21 protein-coding genes are annotated in these 20,253 nt (G+C 44.9%); 8 read left to right on the forward strand and 13 right to left on the reverse strand.

The window, feature by feature from the left end:
• Nucleotides 1–50: 50 nt before the first annotated feature.
• Nucleotides 51–1,220: a sensor histidine kinase gene (locus ACV3PA_RS03225; protein ID WP_053452067.1), complete on the reverse strand. Its 1,170-nt coding sequence runs from the start codon at nt 1,218–1,220 to the stop codon at nt 51–53.
• Entirely contained in the window at nt 1,213–1,890 is a 678-nt protein-coding gene (locus ACV3PA_RS03230) for a response regulator transcription factor (RefSeq protein ID WP_456125617.1), read from the reverse strand. The genes ACV3PA_RS03225 and ACV3PA_RS03230 overlap by 8 nt, the downstream gene beginning before the upstream one ends.
• A gap of 100 nt (nt 1,891–1,990) precedes the next feature.
• Between ACV3PA_RS03230 and ACV3PA_RS03235 the strand changes: the two genes are divergently transcribed.
• The 3 genes from ACV3PA_RS03235 to ACV3PA_RS03245 are packed head-to-tail and all read left to right on the forward strand — an operon-like array spanning nt 1,991 to nt 3,761.
• A complete protein-coding gene (locus tag ACV3PA_RS03235) occupies nt 1,991–2,299 on the forward strand; it encodes a hypothetical protein (RefSeq protein WP_456125618.1) in 309 nt (102 codons plus the stop codon).
• Nucleotides 2,300–2,310: 11 nt separating this feature from the next.
• Nucleotides 2,311–3,201, forward strand: coding sequence for an FAD:protein FMN transferase (locus ACV3PA_RS03240; protein WP_053452070.1), 891 nt, complete (start codon nt 2,311–2,313; stop codon nt 3,199–3,201).
• Entirely contained in the window at nt 3,189–3,761 is a 573-nt protein-coding gene (locus ACV3PA_RS03245) for a ferric reductase-like transmembrane domain-containing protein (RefSeq protein WP_053452071.1), read from the forward strand. Before ACV3PA_RS03240 ends, ACV3PA_RS03245 begins: the two co-directional genes overlap by 13 nt.
• A 9-nt stretch (nt 3,762–3,770) precedes the next feature.
• Here ACV3PA_RS03245 and ACV3PA_RS03250 read toward each other — a convergent pair whose 3' ends face one another.
• The 4 genes from ACV3PA_RS03250 to ACV3PA_RS03265 all read right to left on the reverse strand — a co-directional run bounded on the left by ACV3PA_RS03250 (nt 3,771) and on the right by ACV3PA_RS03265 (nt 6,981).
• Nucleotides 3,771–4,556, reverse strand: a complete 786-nt coding sequence (locus ACV3PA_RS03250) for an alpha/beta hydrolase family protein (protein WP_053452072.1) — start codon at nt 4,554–4,556, stop codon at nt 3,771–3,773.
• Between the two features lie 133 nt (nt 4,557–4,689).
• A complete protein-coding gene (locus tag ACV3PA_RS03255) occupies nt 4,690–6,246 on the reverse strand; it encodes an ABC-F family ATP-binding cassette domain-containing protein (protein WP_053452073.1) in 1,557 nt (518 codons plus the stop codon).
• 31 nt (nt 6,247–6,277) lie between these two features.
• Complete coding sequence (locus ACV3PA_RS03260; protein ID WP_197499335.1) at nt 6,278–6,451, reverse strand: hypothetical protein; 174 nt, start codon at nt 6,449–6,451, stop codon at nt 6,278–6,280.
• Between the two features lie 86 nt (nt 6,452–6,537).
• On the reverse strand, nt 6,538–6,981 hold the full coding sequence (locus tag ACV3PA_RS03265) for a hypothetical protein (protein WP_053452074.1): 444 nt from the start codon (nt 6,979–6,981) through the stop codon (nt 6,538–6,540).
• A gap of 147 nt (nt 6,982–7,128) precedes the next feature.
• On the opposite strand from ACV3PA_RS03265, the gene ACV3PA_RS03270 reads away from it, so the two are divergent.
• The 4 genes from ACV3PA_RS03270 (at nt 7,129) to ACV3PA_RS03285 (ending at nt 11,043) form a co-directional block, all read left to right on the forward strand.
• Entirely contained in the window at nt 7,129–7,458 is a 330-nt protein-coding gene (locus ACV3PA_RS03270) for a hypothetical protein (protein WP_053452172.1), read from the forward strand.
• On the forward strand, nt 7,455–8,678 hold the full coding sequence (locus ACV3PA_RS03275) for a glutathionylspermidine synthase family protein (RefSeq protein WP_053452075.1): 1,224 nt from the start codon (nt 7,455–7,457) through the stop codon (nt 8,676–8,678). Before ACV3PA_RS03270 ends, ACV3PA_RS03275 begins: the two co-directional genes overlap by 4 nt.
• A complete protein-coding gene (locus ACV3PA_RS03280) occupies nt 8,675–9,310 on the forward strand; it encodes a Rossmann-fold NAD(P)-binding domain-containing protein (RefSeq protein ID WP_053452076.1) in 636 nt (211 codons plus the stop codon). Before ACV3PA_RS03275 ends, ACV3PA_RS03280 begins: the two co-directional genes overlap by 4 nt.
• A gap of 239 nt (nt 9,311–9,549) precedes the next feature.
• A complete protein-coding gene (locus ACV3PA_RS03285; protein ID WP_053452077.1) occupies nt 9,550–11,043 on the forward strand; it encodes a peptide MFS transporter in 1,494 nt (497 codons plus the stop codon).
• 172 nt (nt 11,044–11,215) lie between these two features.
• Here the strand turns inward: ACV3PA_RS03285 and ACV3PA_RS03290 are convergent, their stop codons facing one another.
• Nucleotides 11,216–11,725: a hypothetical protein gene (locus tag ACV3PA_RS03290; RefSeq protein WP_053452078.1), complete on the reverse strand. Its 510-nt coding sequence runs from the start codon at nt 11,723–11,725 to the stop codon at nt 11,216–11,218.
• Nucleotides 11,726–11,784: 59 nt separating this feature from the next.
• Nucleotides 11,785–13,056, reverse strand: coding sequence for a purine/pyrimidine permease (locus ACV3PA_RS03295; protein WP_053452079.1), 1,272 nt, complete (start codon nt 13,054–13,056; stop codon nt 11,785–11,787).
• A gap of 159 nt (nt 13,057–13,215) precedes the next feature.
• Between ACV3PA_RS03295 and ACV3PA_RS03300 the strand changes: the two genes are divergently transcribed.
• Complete coding sequence (locus tag ACV3PA_RS03300; RefSeq protein ID WP_456125619.1) at nt 13,216–13,911, forward strand: alpha/beta hydrolase; 696 nt, start codon at nt 13,216–13,218, stop codon at nt 13,909–13,911.
• A gap of 106 nt (nt 13,912–14,017) precedes the next feature.
• On the opposite strand, the gene ACV3PA_RS03305 is transcribed toward ACV3PA_RS03300, so the two are convergent.
• The 5 genes from ACV3PA_RS03305 to ACV3PA_RS03325 all read right to left on the reverse strand — a co-directional run bounded on the left by ACV3PA_RS03305 (nt 14,018) and on the right by ACV3PA_RS03325 (nt 19,990).
• Complete coding sequence (locus ACV3PA_RS03305; protein WP_053452080.1) at nt 14,018–14,953, reverse strand: carbohydrate kinase family protein; 936 nt, start codon at nt 14,951–14,953, stop codon at nt 14,018–14,020.
• On the reverse strand, nt 14,940–15,797 hold the full coding sequence (locus ACV3PA_RS03310; RefSeq protein WP_235504818.1) for a PRD domain-containing protein: 858 nt from the start codon (nt 15,795–15,797) through the stop codon (nt 14,940–14,942). The genes ACV3PA_RS03305 and ACV3PA_RS03310 overlap by 14 nt, the downstream gene beginning before the upstream one ends.
• A gap of 111 nt (nt 15,798–15,908) precedes the next feature.
• Nucleotides 15,909–17,321, reverse strand: coding sequence for a sucrose-specific PTS transporter subunit IIBC (locus ACV3PA_RS03315; RefSeq protein ID WP_456125620.1), 1,413 nt, complete (start codon nt 17,319–17,321; stop codon nt 15,909–15,911).
• Between the two features lie 168 nt (nt 17,322–17,489).
• Entirely contained in the window at nt 17,490–18,293 is an 804-nt protein-coding gene (locus ACV3PA_RS03320) for an endonuclease/exonuclease/phosphatase family protein (protein WP_456125621.1), read from the reverse strand.
• An 86-nt stretch (nt 18,294–18,379) separates the two neighbouring features.
• Entirely contained in the window at nt 18,380–19,990 is a 1,611-nt protein-coding gene (locus tag ACV3PA_RS03325; RefSeq protein WP_235504819.1) for a PTS transporter subunit IIBC, read from the reverse strand.
• Nucleotides 19,991–20,253: the final 263 nt, after the last annotated feature.

Here is a 20,253-nt window from a genome sequence, read left to right on the forward strand (position 1 = left end):
AAAGAATAATTTCACTTTACCCTGCTTATCTGACAGATAACTGACACGATTTAAAGAGTTGGGAAATGAATAACGAATCGCGTGCCTTCACCGAGCGTCGAATCAATAGAAATCGTACCGCCATGCTGTTCAACAATTGATTGAGCAATCGATAAGCCGAGACCGGTCCCTGTTCCGTGACGTGAATGATCGCCTCGGTAAAAACGCTCGAATATTTTTGCTTGTTGATCGGAATCGATTCCGATTCCACGATCATGAATGGTCAATTGACGTTCTGTCCCTGTTTCTTTAAGCGATACATCAATGGCATCATCGCTGTAGACGAGTGCATTCTCAAGAAAGACCGTCAATAAACGATTCAGTTGATGACCATCACCTATCATGCGTAAGTTTGGCGTAATCGAGGCATGGATGACGCGATCAGAGTAGGCGTGTTGAAAACGTTCAACGGTCTTTTGGACAAGCGAACTGAGATCAAGCTCTTGTTTTGAGGAAGATTGTCCTTCTCGAGCGAGCAATAATAAATCGGAAACTAAGTACTGCATGCCTGCTGTCTCCGCTTTAATGTCCTCTAAAATCGTTCGTCCTTCGTTTGAAAGGTGTTCGGCTTCGAGTAATTCAATTCCGCTATAGACGATTGTCAGTGGTGTCCGTAGTTCGTGTGAAGCATCGGACGTAAAACGACGTTGTCGATCAAATGCTTGTTGTACCGGAATGACGGCTCGACCGGCCAAAAAATATCCGATGAGCGTTAGAACGATTGTTGCGAGAACAGCAATTCCTGCAAGAATAGCGATCAATCGTTGTAATGTGTCTGCTGTCGACGAGATATCTTTTAACAAAAGGAGTTGTCCTTGTTCTGTATTCCGTTGATACAGCAAGAAGTGTCGATCGTCCCATTCTACTTGTTCTGTCATATCATTCGAGTTCAAGAAATGACGTAGTATCTTTGTCTCGACGTTTGGTGGCAAACTCGCATAGCGCTGTTTTCCTGAAGCATCAAGGAGTTGAAAGTAGATTGGATTTCGGATGAATTGATCTTCTCCGTGTTCGATCCGTTCGAAGATATCCCGATCCGAAACTCCCTTCAATTGATTCAATTCCATTCGATTCAACAATTGAGCGTTCGTGACATACACCCCGATTAGGATGAGAACTAATACAAGAAAAAACGAACCACTGAATAGTAACGTAAGTCTTTTTCGAATTGATTCAAGCATGGGGATCACCTAATCGATAACCGAATCCACGGACCGTCCGAATCAAATTGGGTGCTCCGACAGCATCTAATTTTTTTCGAACGAGGCGGACGAGCGCATCGAGGGCGTTATCCGTAATATCAGCACCGATTCCCCATACAACTTCGATGATCAATTCCCGACTCATTACTTGTTCGGGTCGTCTTAACAGTAAGGAAAGAAATTCAAACTCACGTCGTGTTAAATCGATTGGCTGTCGCTCGTAAGATATCGTTTGCGAGGACATGTCGAGGACTAGCCCGTGAAAAGTGACTGTCGAAACAAACGCTTTTTGCTGACGACGACTAAGCGCACGCAGTCGTGCCAAAAGTTCATTTGATTGAAACGGTTTGACGAGATAGTCATCGGCACCGCTATCAAGACCATGGACGAGATCGATTTCCGTATCGCCAGCGGTTAGCATCAAGATGCCACCTTCAAACTGTTTTTGTCGTAAGGTAGCAGCGACTTCAACCCCACTCTTACGAGGCATCATCCAATCGAGAACGAGTAAGTCATAGTGATACATCTGACATTGAAGGAGCGCCTCGGCTCCATCCTGCGCAACATCAACCTGATATCCTGCCCGCTCCAAATGGAGTCGTAACATCTTCGCAAGACGCTGATCATCTTCTGCCACCAATACCCGCATGAACATCTCTCCTCTTTTTTCTCATTATCCCATAGTTGCCGTCAGTTAGTTGTCAGTTTTTTTCGATACAGTAAACATAACAAGAAGGGAGAGGAAACAGATGAAACCAAAACCATTTGCGAAATGGCTCGTCGGACTCAGCAGTTCCGTCTTCATCGGACTTGCGATTGGTCAATTAAGTGTCAGCTCGAACGATTCCTCGACAACACCTGTTTCGACAGGGGATACGTATTCGAATGATACGACGTTACCATCCGAAGGAAATCAATATAGTGATGATGAAGGCGAGTATGGAAAAGATGATGGATACTACGAAGATGACGATGACGGTCAATGGCAAGGAGATGAATCGTCTGGCTTCAGTCAACCGGGTGGATCGAGTGATGGTCAGTCCAGTCACTCAAGGTAAGGAGGAGAAAAATGGAGCGACAATTGTATGCGATGCATAATCAGGTACGTTTCGTGACGGATCAGCCGATTGATGAAACAGAGTGGGAGGAACTCGTCCGTTTTTTCAGTTATGTGGACCGACAGTGGTCACGCTTTGATAATCAGAGTGAGGTCAGTCGTTTGAATCGATTGCGAATCGGAGACACGTTATCGGTGTCCTTACCGTTAGCACGTTTGTTAGCACGAGCGACACGATACTTCGAACAGACGGAACGTTATTTTTCTCCATTCCTGTTAGCGCAACAACAAGCCAATGGCTATCGTCAATCATTCCCTTTTACACAAGCCGTCGCGTATGACGAAGTCGATCCACCAGAAATCGCCCCTTTCATTATTGAAGGATGTGACGTAACGAGAGTCGGAGGCGGTTTTATCGATTTAGGTGGAATCGGCAAAGGCGCGGCTGCGATGATTGCAGCGCAACGACTGCGAAAAAACTGGAACCGTGGATTGATTGAAGCGGGAGGAGACGTCATCGTCTGGTCTGATAGTGAGCCGTGGAATATTACGATTACTCATCCTGAGACGGAACAACGTGTCGCAGACATTCAATTTCGACAAGGCGCTGTCGCGACATCAAACCGCGTCTATCGATCGTGGAAGACGGACAATCAAACCCATCATCATTTGTTAGATGGACGAACAGGGCGTCCGACGATAAGCCCAATTCTTCAAGTGACGGCATCTGCTCCGCAACTCTATGAAGCGGAAGTCATGACGAAGCTTGCCTTTCAGATGACAGAAACAGAACGTCAAGAAAAGCTATTTCGTTGGTTTCCAAAAGGACGATTATTAATTTTGGATACTACTGGGGAATGGCGAAGTGAACAGAAAGGAGCGAGTGAGATATGGACTGGATGAAATGGTTATTTTCGACCTGGACGATGATTCGGTTGAGTGGATTAAGTGGACACTTCTTCATGACGATTTCTGTCCTGGCTGGGTTGCTTGGTTCATATCCGGCACTCAAAAAACAAAAAGCACGATTACATCATGTCCACTTATATAGTGGCTGGGCAGGATTACTGGCAATCGTCCTACATGCGACCCTCATCATTGTGGATTCATATGCACCACTGACGATCTTTGAGGTCTTGATTCCAGGACAAGCTTCTTATGAGCCGCTTTGGAATGCGCTAGGAACAATCAGTCTCTATTTATTCGGATTCGTTCTCGTGACTTCGGATTTTTTGAAAGAGACGTTAGGTAAGACGCTTTGGAAATTGACACACTGGCTCGTCTTACCTGCTTGGCTTTTGATGACGGCACATGGTCTATTCATCGGTACGGATACCGGCACACTGTTTACAACGATTTGGTATGCCGTCTCGACATTGACGATGTTCACGCTCGTCCTATATCGAATGCGGATCCGTCCCGTGCGACGGACACCAGCAAAAGAGCGCTCAGTCGTACACTGAGCGCTCTTTTCATTGTTGGACGAGCCAAGTGGTCCATTCCTTAAAGGCAGCGTCTCGATTCTCGATGTAATTGTGGTCACTGTCGACGATCGCTTCCTCAAACGGACTGTCTGATAGCAATAAATCATGATGGAGTGCTTTGATTGAGGTTTCGTCCCGCTCGGATGTCATGAGCAACATCGAGCGATCGGCTAGACGTTCTTTTAACGTCAGTAAGTTCCATGTCGTATGATGCTGCTTTAACTCGTCAAGTAACACGTCAGCAGCGGCACCATTTAGGAAAGCAGCCCCTCGCTCGAGTACGCCGTGAAGCACGGTGTCGTATTCTGGATGTTCGAGGACAAGTTGACCGACGAGCCCGAAATTAAACGGAGAAATTCCGACATAATGTGCAGCTTCCGGTGTCTCAGCAAAGGCATGCAGACCGGCGAAGCCCCCCATGCTATGACCGACAACGGTAACCTGATCTGCTTTGATCCCATGTTCGGTTGTAAAAGATTCAGAGCAGACGTAACGTAATGTCGCCGTCGCGTCTTCCAAAACATGCTGGAATCGAAATGTTCCAGGACTACCGATTGTTCCACGATACGAGGTAACGAGCACATGATACCCCATGTTTTGCAGTTGTACTGCCCAGTCCATGTTCAACTGTTTCCCGGGAAATCCGTGGAATAGGACAACCAACGGTGCATCCTCTGTATGTTCCGGTGAATAAAGGCGGGCAATCAACTGTTCCGAGCCGCCACTTGGAACATGTAGATAGGACAGTGTTGCTTTTTTCGTGATCGTTTCCAAAAAAACACGCTCCTTCATAACCATTTTCTAAGTCCTAGTGTGCGTGAAGATGCACAATCATGCAATGATTAAGTGTATGAACTAAAAAGATGGGATCCCCTTCTGGGCATCCCATCTTTTTGTAAAGCGTCGCTTAGAATACTTTTGTCGTCCATGATTCACAGTTCCATAAGTCTGTTGCAACTGCTTCATAGAATTCTGGTTCGTGTGAGATCAATAGGACTGTTCCTTTGTACTCTTGTAACGCACGTTTTAACTCTTCTTTTGCTTCGACGTCCAAGTGGTTCGTCGGTTCATCGAGTACGAGAATGTTCGATTCCGTATTCATCAATTTACAAAGACGGACTTTCGCTTTTTCCCCACCGCTGAGCACTTCGATTTTCGATTCGATGTGTTTCGTCATCAGACCACACTTCGCGAGCATAGCGCGAACTTGTTGCTGTGTCAGAGACGGGAACGTATTCCAAATCTCTTCGATACACGTATTCGAATTCTTCTCTTTGACTTCTTGTTCAAAGTAACCGATATGCAGGTTCTCACCACGCTCAACGACACCCGATACAGCTGGGATTTCACCAAGCAAACTCTTCAGTAACGTCGATTTCCCGATTCCGTTCGCACCGTGCAAGGCAATCTTTTGTCCACGTTCGATCGTAAGATCAAGAGGACGCGAAAGTGGCTCATCGTATCCGATAACGAGACCTTTTGCTTCGAACATCAATTTACTTGGTGTCCGTGCTTGGAGAAAGTGGAATTCTGGTTGTGGACGTTCTTGCGCGAGTTCGATGACATCCATCTTATCGAGTTTCTTCTGACGTGACATCGCCATGTTCCGTGTCGAGACACGCGCTTTGTTCCGAGCAACGAAGTCTTTCAACTCAGAGATTTCCTGCTGCTGACGCTTGAACGCAGACTCGAGTTGTTTTTTCTTCGCTTCGTGGATCGTGACGAAGTTATCGTAGTCACCTACATAACGATTCAATTCTTGATTTTCCATATGATAAATCAAGTTGATGACACTGTTGAGGAATGGAATATCGTGCGAAATCAAGATGAACGCATTCTCGTATTCATTCAAGTAACGTTTCAACCATTCGATATGCTGGACATCGAGATAGTTGGTCGGCTCATCGAGTAAGAGAATATCTGGTTTTTCGAGCAGTAGTTTTGCGAGCAAGATTTTCGTCCGCTGTCCACCACTGAGTTCCTGTACATCTCGGTCGAGCCCGATCTCATCAAGACCAAGACCACGTGCGATTTCTTCGACTTTTGCATCAATCGTATAGAAGTCATTGTTCGACAGAATATCTTGTAAGACGCCAACTTCTTCAAGCATCTTTTCGAGTTCTTCTGGCTCGACTTCTCCCATTTTACCGTATAGATCATTGATTTCCTGTTCGATGTCGAACATGTACTGGAATGCACCTTTAAGTGCATCTCGAATCGTTAATCCTTTTTCAAGGACGGCATGCTGATCCAAATAACCAACACGTACATGCTTTGCCCACTCGACTTTTCCATCATCCGGCTCAAGTTGCGACGTAATGATGTTCATGAACGTCGATTTCCCCTCACCGTTTGCCCCGACGAGACCGATGTGCTCGCCTTTTAACAGGCGAAAAGAGACATTTTCGAAAATGGCGCGGTCACCGAATCCGTGACTTAAGTTAGATACCGTTAAAATACTCATAATTACTCCTTATTTCATGAATTCCTGTGATTTAGACGCCTGTCCGTTTTTTCTGGTTGTTTGCTTTTTTCGTCTGTTGGCTTGTCAATTGTTTCGTTTGTGTCCCTTGTAAGCCAGTCGGACGTTTTGTTTGCGCTTGTTTTTTTGCTTTCAAGCGTTCGACCATTGCCTCTTGCAATGATAGTTTTTTTGGTTGTTCACTCATGTTCGTTCACCTCGATTGATTCGTTCTTACCTTCTAGTATGCCAAAAAAAACGTCTCTTGGAAATGAAGAGACTTGATTTTACTTCTTAAAGTGTATCTGAGAGATAGACGACGTAACAATTCCGATCGATATCGATTTCGCAGCTGTCTCGTTCAAAAATGCCGTGTCCTTCGACTTCAATCTTGTCCTTGATCAAAAAACGCATCGCTTGAACGTGGTTTGGAACCATGGATGTTTTTAAGAGTGGTTGGGCGCTGTCTGATAGAAACTGCCTGAATTCAATATGGATTTGATGAGGTGGATAGACGCGTTCTTCTGTTGCACGTGGCGATGCTTTGATATGGTCGACGATCAATTGATCGTATTCGCCTGCCATCTCATTGGAGCGGAGCTCGTATTGATGTCCCTCGATGATATGAAATTCACAAAGTTGATGGGCGATGATTTCTTCCGGTTCAATCGCATAGCGATCGTATTGATAAATCGGATGGAATTCACCATTTTCTTCAACATAATAGGCAAGTGACATGTGTAAATCCTCCTTTTTGTTCTATAGATACTATTACCACGTTCGAGGAAAAAAAGTTCCAGCAGAACAAAGAAACTTTTCTCTCTGAAAAAGCGTATACTATCCATAACGAGAGTAAATAGAAAGGGGACTGAGACGGTGAATTGGATGAAACAAGCGACATTAGCTGCAACACTGTTGATTGGAACGACACTGAGTGGTTGCGGATCGGATGATGCACGAGCGGAACGACCAGACGATCCGGATTGTGATGACTATGAATATGATAATGATGAAGGCGTTTGGTACTGTGATGATAGCTCGTCGACCCATTCAGGATACTATTACTGGGGTGGTAGTTATTTCGCATCTCGTGCCTTGATGCATAGTGCGATGCGAACAAAAGGATATACGCCGAAATCAAAAGCAGTGAAGAGTTATAATACGAAGACAAAAGGATTCGGGACAGGCTCGTCTTCCGGCTTTTTCGGCGGATGAACAAGCGGGAAACGTTTTATGGAGATATTGATCGTTTTTGGGATGTGCTAGACGGGGAACCGTACGCTGTGACGGAAATCATGCCCATCTCAGATGAACGAATTGATCAACTGCATATTGCAGCACAAGAAGTTTACCAGATATTCGAAAAAGTCCTTCCGATTCTTCGATCGATGGATGATGAGGCACTGCTCGAGCTGGGCTTCCCGTCCGAGAGTCTCGCTTTTTTACGACTTGAGACGATGCGACCGTTGACCGTCATCGGACGATTTGATTTCATTGCGACAGATGATCGCATTTCACTCATGGAGTGGAATGCAGATACGCCGACCTTCATCAAAGAAGTATTTGAAGTCAACGATGTCGTAGCGAATAAACAAGGTTTTAAAAGCGTAAACGACGGGGAAAACAAATGGCTGAAGGCAACCGTCCATCGAGCGATCGAAGCCGCGAGACACCGGACAAAACAAAATCCGCATGTTGTTTTCACCTCACATGGTGACCATATCGAGGACCGATTAACAGCTGAGTACTTACAGTCGTTTTGGGATGAAGCGACTTACTGTCCGCTTGATGCATTAGAGATTCGTCCGGAAGAGGGCTTGTACGATGAGGCAGGTAGAAGAATTGATATCTTGTATCGTCAAACCTTTCCGATCGAAATGGCGTTACTTGACCGAGATGAAGATGGGCGAAATTTAGGGCAATTACTATTGCAACTCGTCGAGACGGGACGACTTGAAATCATCAATCCCCCTTCTGCCTTTTTAATGCAAGCGAAGTCGGTCCTTGCATTGATTTGGATGTTACACGAAACCAATCATCCGTATTTAAGCGAAACGGACCACGCGATGATTGCGCGTTATTTTTTACCGACGTACTTATCAGCTGATGCGTTCATCGCAAGCCGGCAACCCTTCGTTAAAAAACCGATATTCGGACGTGAAGGGGATACGGTGACGGTACATGATGGTCAGGGAGACATTATGCTGAAAAACGAACAGCATACGTTTCGTGATCAACCAGCTGTCTATCAAGCGTATCAAGAATTACCGATGTATCCGCTTCGTGAAGAAGGAGACGTCGCGTACATGTATGGTGTTTTTATTTTAGGAGGGAGACCAAGTGCGATCGGTGTACGTGCAGGAGAACGGATTACCGGAAACCGTTCCTATTTCGTACCAATCGGTCGACAGCAAAAAGGAGTGAGAAACGTATGAGAGCAGCAATTTTAGGAGCATCTGGTCTAGTCGGACAAGAACTCGTGGATCGTTTGTTGGCAGAAGAGGCGTATAGCGAGGTTCATGTTCTCGTTCGCCGCCCGATGCGTCGTTTTCATCCAAAACTGGAAGAATGGGTGATTGATTTTGATCGTGTGACAGAAATTGAATTACCTGTCGTCGATCACGTCTATTGTGCACTGGGTACGACGATCAAACAAGCAGGATCGCAAGAGGCATTCCGTCTTGTTGACTACACGTATCCAGTGGAGCTCGGTCGTGAATTGTTAGACCTCGGCGCGACACGATTTGCTTTAATCTCGGCACTCGGTGCCCATCCAAATGCTAAAACTTTTTACAATCGCGTAAAAGGGGATACGGAAAACGGATTACGTGTACTTGGATACGATGCGTTATTGATTTTCAGACCTTCGCTCTTATTAGGGGATCGCGATGAGTTTCGTTTCGGCGAACAGGCGGCTGCGAAAATTTCGACAGTCTTACGTCCTTTGTTGAAACGGAGTGCGATTGCTCCGATTGAAGCCGGTCAAGTCGCTACTGCGATGATTCGCGAAACGTTACATGCTCCACCCGGAATTACGATTATTGAATCGAAACAGATGCAATCTTGAGCAGCCGACTCGTCGACTGCTCTTTTTGTTATTCTTGTAATGTAAATAATATTTGACTCATCAAATGATTTGCGGTTGAATGGTAAAGTGCTGTCTCATATATAAAAAAAGTAGTGAGACAATTCAGGCAAAACAGTGTATTCGTATCCTATCTGTTTCGTCACGCTTATCGTTTGGGGAAAGCGGGAAAAGATGATGGATTATGCACTTATTCAAGGTTAGTGAAAGGAGCCGATCATATGGCAGAGTTTGATCGCGATCAGGTCTATAAGACCGTTCCGCAAAAAGGATTCTTTGGGAATCCGAAAGGGTTATTCACCCTCTTCTTCACCGAGTTTTGGGAGCGTTTCTCCTACTATGGCATGCGTGCCATCCTTATTTACTATATGTACTACTCTGTAAAAGACGGTGGTCTCGGAATCGATGAAAAGTTAGCTTCTTCGATCATGGCTATTTACGGATCACTTGTTTATATGTCTGGTGTAATCGGAGGATGGATTGCAGACCGATTACTCGGTACATCTCGCACTGTCTTTTATGGCGGTGTCCTAATTATGACGGGTCACATTGTGTTGTCTCTACCGGCAGGTGCTACAGCACTATTCTTTTCAATGGGACTTATCGTCATTGGAACAGGTTTGTTAAAACCGAACGTTTCAAATATCGTGGGAGATTTATACAGTAAGACAGACAGCCGAAGAGATGCTGGATTTAGTATCTTCTATACGGGAATCAATGCAGGTGCATTTTTATCTCCAATCGTTGTAGATGGCGTACGTCTGCAAGCTGGTTTTCATGCCGGATTTGCTGTAGCTGCCGTAGGGATGTTTTTAGGATTAGTTGTTTTTGTGCTTACTAAGAAAAAAAATCTTGGTCAAGCAGGTCAATACGTTTTAAATCCAATGTCTAAAGAAGAACGAACACGTTTTTATAAAATAGCTTCGATTTCTATAGTCGGTATCGTTATTATCGGATGGATTGCTACAACAATCGGATGGTTAACCATTAACTCCTTCTCATTTGTAGTGACGATTCTCGGGATCATTATTCCGATTTTTTACTTCTATTTCATGATACGGAGTCCCAAAATTACGTCTGATGAACGATCAAGAATCTATGCATATATTCCCTTGTTCTTAGCAGCTGTTATTTTTTGGGCTATCCAAGAGCAAGGAACATATGTCTTATCAAAATTTGCTGATCAACGCACCGAGCTAAATTTTTTAGGATTTGAATTCAGTCCTGCACTTTTCCAATCGGTGAATCCGTTGTTCATCATTGCCTTAGCTCCTGTCTTTGCGAGTATCTGGATTAAGTTAGGCGATCGACAACCTACGACACTTCAAAAATTTTCATTCGGCTTAATGTTCGCTGGATTATCCTTTATCGTCATGATGGTTCCTGGACTATTATTCGGTACAGAAGGCTTAGTTAGTCCACTTTGGTTAGTATTCAGCTTCCTTTTAGTCGTCATTGGTGAACTTCTTCTTTCTCCAGTTGGATTATCAGCTACGACTAAACTGGCACCAGCAGCTTTTTCGGCACAAACGATGAGTTTATGGTTCATGACGAATGCTACAGGACAAGCAGTTAATGCACAAATCGTTAAATTTTACGATCGAAATACAGAAGTGATGTATTTTGGTATTACTGGTCTAGTCGCTGTCTTTTTCGGTTTATTATTACTTGCATTCTCGAAAAAACTGCAAGTTCTAATGAAAGGTATACGTTAAAAAAAGTCCTTAGAAATTAGAGGATTAATTTCTAAGAGAACTTCATAATCCCTTTAACACGATGCAGTGTGAACTACACGATTGCTTGCTGTTAAAGGGATTTTTTAATAAAAAAATAACCCTAGACATATGACTAGAGTTATCTCGAAGAAAAAATAAAATTAGCGTTTGATTATTTGGTGACGCTGATTTTACTTTCTATATCTGATTTTCTTTTGATTTTAATCGTCTTTGTTTTCCCTGTTTTACTACGGTGACCGTCTGTAGTAAACCATTGATCATATTTTTGCGTATAGTGCTTGTAAACAGAACGCTTCTTAAATGTTCCTTTTTTTCCTTTTGGAATCGAACGCGAAGCAGTAGTCGTTAATGTTTTTTCTTTTCCGAAGAATAACTCTAAATTGCCATCAATGGTTCCGCGAGAAATTCCTCCTGTACCTGTGACGCTCCAGTTCGTTTTAGTTGTAGTACTTACTTCCATTTTTATTGGACCACGCATCGCGCCAGGTTGCGCTACCCAAGATCCATAACTAGTGGATTTATAGACAGGCTTTCCTGCAGGCGTATAGTAAAAATAAGAAGGTTCATTACCATTTAATGCTTCTGTTTGATGGGGGCTCGCGAATGAGAATGAGATAGACAAAACGAGTGGAACCCCGATAACTTTCGCTACTTTTTTCATCATTTACCTCCTTTTTAAATTACCAGTTCAATATAACAGATAATGTTAAAAATGACAAATCAGTCGTTCGTCCGGATATGACGTAATCCTTCTGCGAGCAAAGCGACTAACGTTCCGAGAACGAGACCGTTTGACATCAGAGTCGTCACGAGTGGTGGTAAATCGGCCGTTGCGCCTTTTGGTAATAACAACGCACCAATGCCAACAAGGACCGGAAGACCGACCGTGATCATCGCCGTTTGGCGATTTAAATCACGGGCTGCTTCGGTGACACCGATGATTGCCATACCGGCAACGATCGGAGCGACCATCGCATAACCAACGGCGACGGGAATTTTAGCGATCAATCCGACGAATGGTGACACGATACTGAGGAAGAGACATGTAATATTTGCATATATGAAGGCTTTGCGGTCTGTGTTATCTGTTGAGGCAATGAATCCAGCTGTTCCAGAAATGGCAACAGGACCAACCGTTCCGAATAGACCAGCAAATAGTTGACCAATGCCGGCAGTGATACCGGCCGTACCAACTTGTCCTTTAACCGTCTCACCGCGCTTCGCGCTGATGATTCGTTCGATGACTTTAATGTTTGCTAAGACGTTCGTCATCAAGAGTAACGAAATGATGAGGGCAGTCGGTAACAGACTCCAATCGACATGAATACCACCGAACGGCAATAGACTCGGTAAAGTGAACAGTGGACCATCGAAGCTTGGCATTTCAGCTCGTCCAATCAGCGCGAACATACTCCAACCAACAAGTAAGGTGATCAATAAAGCGTATTGGCGTAAGCGATCACTCCGTTCTAAATAAAGCGAGATCAAGACGGTTAGAATCGAGATAACCGCAGGTAATACTTGAATTCGTCCATCTTCGATATTAAGCAATCCTTTCATGACGGAACCTGAAAGTTGTGCCGACAACAATAGCATATAAACACCGATGACTTGGGGAGTGAAGAGCGGAACTAAGCGTCGTAAGACACCTGTCACCGTCAAGACGATACAGATGATTCCACTAAGTAGGAGTAAGAATCCAAGCGATTGCAACGTGTTCGAATAACTGCCGTACAGCGTGACACCAATCGATGAATAGAGAGCGAACACGCCCCACCAAATTCCAGCAGGACCTTCCATGATCGGCAGACGGTGTCCGAGCAGGACTTGAAATAGACTTAAGATGGCAAATACGAATAGACAACGAGATAAGAAGGATAGCGTCTCGGCACCCGAGAGTTCAAACGATGCTGCGATAGCGAGGGGCGGGGCAATGTTGGTACAGATGATGAATAAAAACCACTGAATCGTAGACACAAGGGTACGCGGCAAAACGTGAATCTCCTTTCGAAAAAAGCAATATTGATTTTATCTTAAACCAATTCATGAAAAAGAGATAGGGATGCTTACAATGACTGAAAATTCTATTATTTGTTTTCATATGTGATTTAACACATAATAGTGAGTATAATGCTATAGGGAGGGAATAACATGAAAAAATGGAGTAAACGAATCCTTGGAACGATTGTTGCAGTACTTGCGCTACTCATATTTGCCTTTATGATTTGGGCACAATTCGATTATGATGCTTCGCAGCAAGCAGTGTCTTACGTGGAGACGGAAACTCCACGTGAAGTGACGTTTGGAAAAGAGACGAGTGAAGTCGGATTCATCTTTTATCAAGGGGCAAAAGTCGATGCTGCTGCCTACAGTTATTACGGCAATCAACTAGCGAAAGACGGGCATTTTGTCATCATACCGAAGCTACCGTTTCGGATTGCCTTGCTTGATGCAAATGAAGGACTTGATATCATCGAGGATTATCCACAAGTCAAACGGTGGTATCTGATAGGGCATTCACTCGGCGGAAGTGCAGCTTCAACGATCGTCGAACAGAATCCAAAAATCAAAGGAATGATTTTCCTCGCCTCATATCCGATTGATTCGATTGATGTGCCTTCCTTGACGATTTATGGTGGGCGAGATGGTGTCTTACCAGTCGCTGATATTGAAAAAAGTAAACAGGACGTTCGAAAAGATGCGATCTTCCATGAAATCGAACAAGGAAACCATGCGAACTTTGGTATGTACGGTCCACAAAAAGGGGACAACAGTAGTCCATTGACGCCAAAAGAGCAACAAGATGAGTCGTTAGACGAAATCAAACAATTTATCGATACGCCTTAATTGATTTTCTTTAGGAAGAAACAATTCATTGATTAAACGAAAAGGATGGAGAGATTCCGGCACTGCGTCCGGAAACTTTCCATCCTTTTTCTACGGATTTATCGATTTAACTCAAGCGATGCGCGACTTCGTCAAGCGTTGGCAAAGCAGCCATCGCGCCTTTGACAGAAGCAGCAAGTCCACCTGAAATCGCTGCGAATCGACCGATATCACGAAGTTCATCTTCAGACCAATCAAACGAAAAATCGCGTAACGCACACTGGTAGAGTAAACCGGACATGAAAGCATCCCCAGCTCCTGTCGTATCGATGGCGTCGACAGGAATCGCATCGATGACAGCCATCGCACGATCCGTATAGAGAATCGATCCTTCACTTCCTCGCGTGATGGCAAGAAGACGGATCGGATATTCTGCTAACAATTCGGCAGCCCCATCATCAAGATCCGTTTGTCCGGTCAAAAACGTCAACTCTTCCTCAGCAAGCTTGACGATTTGAGCATCCGGTAAAACAGACCGGATCGTCGTTCGTGCGTCGTCGAGACTTGGCCAGAGCGATTCTCGTAAGTTCGGATCATACGAGACTGGTACTTGATGTGCTTTGGCACGTTCGATTGCTTTTCGTGTCGCTTTGACTGCTTCACCGGTGATCAAAGAGATCGAACCGATGTGCAATAAGTCGACAGAGGAGAAGTCTTCTGGAACGTGTGTCTCATGAAAATTCATATCGGCGCGCTCTGCGTTAATGAACTCAAACGATCGTTCACCATCCTGACCGTTCGTAACGAGTACAAGTCCTGTTTTTTGTGTCGCATCGTGGACGAGATGATCAGTACGAACGCCGTAGTGATGTAACGTATCCTTTAAGAAATGTCCCATCGAATCATTTCCGACGGCTCCAAGAAAATAACTGTCAGCACCTAAACGAGCGAGTCCGACAGAGACATTAGCAGGAGCACCACCTGGATTTTTTTGAAATGTCATGTTTTCGGCATCAAGAGGAATCAAATCAATCAATGCTTCCCCTAAACTAAAGATTTTCATACGTAGAACTCCTTTCAAGATCGGGACGAATTCGTTCAATGTGTAAAGCCATATAGCCGATTTCTGATTCCGGTACACGCGTCTCGAGTTCGATCGTTAGCCAATTCCCCATCTGACTCGCACAGGCATATGCATCGGCGTAACGAGTTTTGACGGCAGATAGAATCACATCATCCATGTCGTGTAGTGTTTCTCCCTGTTCGATTCGGGCAAGGACTAATTTCATATGCGTGAAGAAACGATAATACGTCATCGATGAGGTTTCGATGGTTTGTCCAAAAAAGACTTCGATCTGTTCGCGCAGTTCATTGAGTAACGTGACCGCCTGCAGTGCAGTTGCCATGTTCGGATGGGTTTGGCGTGCATTGTATAAGTGAAGCGCGATATTCGCTGCTTCTTCTTTTGGGAGAGTGACCTGTAAGGCACGTTCGAGTTCAAGAACTGCCCATTCCCCGATTGCGTATTCCGGTCCATATAAAAGGCGAATCTCTTCAGCTAATCGGTTATGAACGACGAGTTGTTCACGTGCGAGCCGGACGGCATGAGCAAGGTGGTCCGTCAGACTGACATGAATATAGTCATGAAACGGCGTCTGGAGTTCACCTTCTGCATGCGAGATGATCCGTTCCGATAAATCAATGATCTCAAGTGGTGTTGTCGTTAAAATTTCTTTGAATTGTTCCGCATTTTCAAATGAAGGGATGAACATTTTTTCAATCTTCGTCGCTTGAATCGGGTCTTTTTTCTTTTTTCCAAAAGCGATTCCAGGTCCCATGACAATCCGTTCCTGTCCATTTTCTTTGACGACAACAGCATTGTTATTAAGGATTTTATGAATAATCAGCCTGACGTCCTCCTTTCCATTCTTTTCTTTATTATAAAGCGAATTCTGATCCTTTGCGAACCGACAAATGCGACCACCGAGTCAGTGGACTCGGTCTGGTCGCATGAAGGATTAAGCAGCAACGTCCGTTTCTTTTTGTTTCCGTGCATCAAGACGCATAAGAACGACAGTCGAGACGAAAGCAGTGACGACAGCAATTGCGAACCCAACGAGATAGTTGATCAAGTTCGTAGCACCGAGTGGCGCGACGATTGCGATCATCGGAATTCCCGTCAATCCGTAGGCGTTTGCAGCGACTTGCGTCAAGACGACATAACCACCGCCGATTGCGCCACCAATCGCACCACCGATGAACGGTTTTCCGAGACGTAAGTTGACGCCGTAAATGACAGGTTCTGTAATTCCTAAGAATGCCGAGAATGCAGACGGTAGGGCGAGTGCTTTGAGTTTCACGTTCTTCGTCAAGAAGTAAACAGCAAGTCCAGCGCCACCTTGAGCGACGTTTGCCATCGACCAGATTGGTAAAAGGAAGTTCTTTCCGATACTCTTATCGGCAAGTAGACCTGCTTCGATCGCATGGAAACTGTGGTGCATCCCTGTGATGACGATTGTCGAGTAAAGACCACCGAAGAGAAGACCAGCGACGACCGAGAACTGTTCGTAGAAGAAGACGAGTACGAATGAAATCCCTTTTCCGAGTAATGTTCCGATCGGACCAATGACGATCAAGGCTAGGAATCCAGTGACAAGTACCGTGACGAATGGTGTGACAAGTAGATCGAGTGTTTCTGGCGTCCGCTTCCGGACTTGTTGTTCGATTTTTGCCATAACCCAAACCGTTAAGAGCACCGGGAAGACTGTTCCTTGATACCCGATCAACTCGATGTTCATACCGAGGAATTTCATGACTTCAGGATCACTGTTACCAAGCGTCCATGGGTTCAAGAGGGACGGGTGCGTCATGATTCCCCCGATGACGGCACCGAGATATGGGTTCGCGCCAAATTCACGAGCTGCCGAGAAACCGATTAGAATCGGTAAGATGATGAAGGCAGAAGACGAGAACATATCGAGCAATTGGACGATTGGCGAATCGCCATTTACCCAACCGAATGCTTTGATCATACCGAGTAGCCCCATCAAGAGACCAGCAGCGACGATTGCCGGAATGAGTGGAACGAAGACGTTCGAAAGGGAACGAGCAAGACGAGCGAACGGATTTAATTTTTGAGACGCAGCCTTTTTGACGTCGAGTGGTTCTTCTCCATCGACTTGTACACCAGCTAACGGTGCAAAAGCAGCGAATACCTTATTGACGGTACCCGTTCCGAAGATGATCTGGTATTGACCAGAGCTCGAGAATGCACCACTGACACCATCCAAGTCCTCAAGTGCCGCTTGAACGACCTTTGATTCATCGTGCAAGACAAGGCGTAAGCGTGTTGCACAATGAGCAGCAGTGATGATGTTCTCGCGTCCACCGACGAGTTCGAGCACACGTTTAGCAGTTTGTTGATAATCCATCGGGAAGTCCTCCTTTTTCGTGAAACGTGCGAGATGAGACAAAAAAAGGCAAGACCGAATGACACCTCTCCTAACGAGGTGTCATTTCGGTCTTGCCAGCCGTACTGTCACAATCCGCACTATTGATTTGATTTCATCATAAAGGAGAAAAGAAAGCGTTGTCAACAATCAATTTTCATTTTTTTGAATCAAGATATCAACCTCAACACCATAGTGATCAGAAACGACGGCACCGTGAACCCCATCGAACACAACACCGACGCGTTCTACATCAATCTTACGATTCGATAAGACGAGATCGATTCGTAATCCTTGTTGATTATCTTCCCAGCCATCAATGTTGCCGTTGATTGTCTCAATCCCGACTGTTTCCTTTGCAAGGAGGAAGACATCGTGTAATCCTCGTTGCATCATATAGTCGTACCCTGTATTTCGTTCTAAGGCATCGTTGTTGAAGTCACCGAGGAAAAACGTCCATTCGAGTGGATCCATCCGAGCCATCAAGTGGTTGAACTGTTCCTGGAACGGTTCGACTTCATCTGCCCACCAGCCGAGGTGGCAGGTATTGAACGTGATTGGTGTTCCGTCGACTTGGATCGTGGCACGGACGATTTTCCGTGATTTCCAATCGAGTGTATCCTGACTACGACTGACATAATAACTGTCCGACTTCAAGATCGGGTGTTTCGTCAACAAGGCGAGTCCTTCTTCGTATTTATCGTATCCGATATGGGCGAAATCCCAGACGAGGGAGTAGATGTGACCTTGTTCCTTTAAGGCTTGCTGGATTAAATAAGCAAAATTATCGTTGCGCACATCATCATGGACAATCGGTGTATCCATCAATTGACTAACTTCCTGCAACGCGATGACATCATACTCTTGAGCGAGGATTTGTTGGACGATCTGGTTTAATTTTTCGAGTGGCTGATTTTCTTGCCATGAATGACAGTTTAGTGTGAGTAGACGCATGAGTGGTCCTCCTGATTTTTCAAATAAGAAAGGTGAAACTCTTATGAAAGAGCTTCACCTTTAGATAGTTCCCTAATCGCGCAGGTTTATGCGCCAATCCGGTCTTGGATATCTGATTTTAAGATATCGGCTTTTGGACCATAGATGGCTTGCACGCCATTGTTTTTAAGGATTAGACCGAGTGCACCGTTTGCTTTCCAGTCTGCTTCTTTTGCGACAAGCGCTGGATCTTTGACGGTAACACGGAGACGTGTCATGCAGGCATCGACATCCTCGATGTTCTGCTGTCCACCAAGTAAATCAATGATTTGTGAAGCTTGTGAACCATCAGCAGGAGCGGATGTCGCAGCAGCCTCACCTGAAGCCTCAATAGTTGATACGTTGATATCGTCCAGATAGTTCCCATTACGACCTGGTGTCGCATAATTGAACTTCTTGATGACGAAACGGAACGTAAAGAAGTTCAAGAAGAAGAAGAAGACACAGACACCGATGAAACGAATTAAGTCACCAATCAATCCAGCTTTTGCAATCAATGGGATCCGTGTCAGAAGTTCAATCGCACCGAATGCATGAATCCGAAGATGCATGATATCAGCAAGTGCGAAAGCCACACCCGTCAATACAGCGTAGATGACATAAAGAACAGGAGCGATGAACATGAACATGAATTCGATCGGCTCTGTGACACCTGTTAAGAAGACGGCGAGTCCAGCAGATAAGAAGACCGGCTTGTACGCCTTTTTCTTATCTTCATCGACTGACATGTACATTGCGACAGCGACACCAATCAAAGAGGCAAGTGACGTGACGACTTGTCCTTCTTTGAAGCGGGCAGGAACGACGCTGTTGATTAAATCATTGTATCCTTGTGTGTTGCCAGCTTGTTTCAAGTTGACAAGGTCAGTGATCCAAGCGAGCCAAAGCGGATCTTGTCCTGCAACGGTTGATCCTTGAGCAGCACCTGTCAGGATTTTGTACGTTCCACCTAATTCCGTGTAGTTCATTGGTACAGTCAACATATGGTGCAAACCGAACGGAAGCAATAGACGTTCAAGTGTTCCGTAAACGAACGGTGCGACGATTGGTGCGGAATCACGCGAAGAGGCGATCCAGCGACCGAAGTCATTCAATAATCCTTGGACGAACGGCCAAACGAGTGACAGTACGAATGCTGCAACTACCGATCCACCGATGACGACGAATGGGACGAAACGCTTTCCGTTGAAGAAGGCAAGCGCATCCGGTAGCTTGCTAAAGTTATAAAATTTATTAAAGAGAACAGCACCTAGGAAACCGGAGATGATTCCGACGAAGACCCCCATGTTCAGTGCGGGTGCACCGAGTACAGAAGTGAAATAATCTTTTACGATAAGCTCAGAACCAAGTAATGAATTGACGGTTGCTTTCGGATCCGTGACCATTGCGGCGTTGACACCAAAGATAGCTCCAGTGACACGGTTGATCAGAATGAAAGCAAGTAAGGCAGCGAAGGCACCGCCAGCACGCTCTTTTGCCCACGATCCACCAATCGCGACGGCGAATAGGACGTGGAGATTCGTAATGATAGCCCAACCTAAATCCTCAACAATCCGAGCAATCGTTTGCATTAATACGATGTCGCCACCATACATACCGATCAATTTACCGACCGAAATCATGATACCTGCAGCAGGCATGACAGCGATGACGACCATCAACGCTTTACCGAGTTTTTGCCAAAAATCGAACGAAATAGCATTTTTCAAGATCATTCACTCCTTTTTTATCTCTTTTTCTCTAATATGTGTGTAAGAACAGTGCAATAATGTAAGCGATTAATGCAACCGTTTGCATATAGAATTGTAAGCGATAACTTTTTAAAAAGCTAGTGTTTTACAAGAAAAATATTTGAAATTAAATTTCGATAGAAAAATGTTAATTCGGAAAGGTATTCAAATTTTAAAAAAGTGGGAATAAG

The sequence above is a fragment of the Exiguobacterium sp. EA-TM-5 genome, assembly GCF_053878415.1.

Excerpts from the sequence above, each read along its gene's own strand:
- ACV3PA_RS03265 (WP_053452074.1), bottom strand. The coding sequence starts at position 6,981 with ATGTCACTTGCCTATTATGTTGAAGAAAATGGTGAATTCCATCCGATT.
- ACV3PA_RS03235 (WP_456125618.1), top strand. The coding sequence starts at position 1,991 with ATGAAACCAAAACCATTTGCGAAATGGCTCGTCGGACTCAGCAGTTCC.
- ACV3PA_RS03320 (WP_456125621.1), bottom strand. The coding sequence starts at position 18,293 with ATGCGTCTACTCACACTAAACTGTCATTCATGGCAAGAAAATCAGCCA.
- ACV3PA_RS03315 (WP_456125620.1), bottom strand. The coding sequence starts at position 17,321 with ATGGATTATCAACAAACTGCTAAACGTGTGCTCGAACTCGTCGGTGGA.
- ACV3PA_RS03270 (WP_053452172.1), top strand. The coding sequence starts at position 7,129 with ATGAAACAAGCGACATTAGCTGCAACACTGTTGATTGGAACGACACTG.
- ACV3PA_RS03290 (WP_053452078.1), bottom strand. The coding sequence starts at position 11,725 with ATGAAAAAAGTAGCGAAAGTTATCGGGGTTCCACTCGTTTTGTCTATC.
- ACV3PA_RS03245 (WP_053452071.1), top strand. The coding sequence starts at position 3,189 with ATGGACTGGATGAAATGGTTATTTTCGACCTGGACGATGATTCGGTTG.
- ACV3PA_RS03285 (WP_053452077.1), top strand. The coding sequence starts at position 9,550 with ATGGCAGAGTTTGATCGCGATCAGGTCTATAAGACCGTTCCGCAAAAA.
- ACV3PA_RS03305 (WP_053452080.1), bottom strand. The coding sequence starts at position 14,953 with ATGAAAATCTTTAGTTTAGGGGAAGCATTGATTGATTTGATTCCTCTT.
- ACV3PA_RS03240 (WP_053452070.1), top strand. The coding sequence starts at position 2,311 with ATGGAGCGACAATTGTATGCGATGCATAATCAGGTACGTTTCGTGACG.
- ACV3PA_RS03300 (WP_456125619.1), top strand. The coding sequence starts at position 13,216 with ATGAAAAAATGGAGTAAACGAATCCTTGGAACGATTGTTGCAGTACTT.
- ACV3PA_RS03275 (WP_053452075.1), top strand. The coding sequence starts at position 7,455 with ATGAACAAGCGGGAAACGTTTTATGGAGATATTGATCGTTTTTGGGAT.
- ACV3PA_RS03230 (WP_456125617.1), bottom strand. The coding sequence starts at position 1,890 with ATGCGGGTATTGGTGGCAGAAGATGATCAGCGTCTTGCGAAGATGTTA.
- ACV3PA_RS03280 (WP_053452076.1), top strand. The coding sequence starts at position 8,675 with ATGAGAGCAGCAATTTTAGGAGCATCTGGTCTAGTCGGACAAGAACTC.
- ACV3PA_RS03260 (WP_197499335.1), bottom strand. The coding sequence starts at position 6,451 with ATGAGTGAACAACCAAAAAAACTATCATTGCAAGAGGCAATGGTCGAA.
- ACV3PA_RS03325 (WP_235504819.1), bottom strand. The coding sequence starts at position 19,990 with ATGGTCGTCATCGCTGTCATGCCTGCTGCAGGTATCATGATTTCGGTC.
- ACV3PA_RS03255 (WP_053452073.1), bottom strand. The coding sequence starts at position 6,246 with ATGAGTATTTTAACGGTATCTAACTTAAGTCACGGATTCGGTGACCGC.
- ACV3PA_RS03225 (WP_053452067.1), bottom strand. The coding sequence starts at position 1,220 with ATGCTTGAATCAATTCGAAAAAGACTTACGTTACTATTCAGTGGTTCG.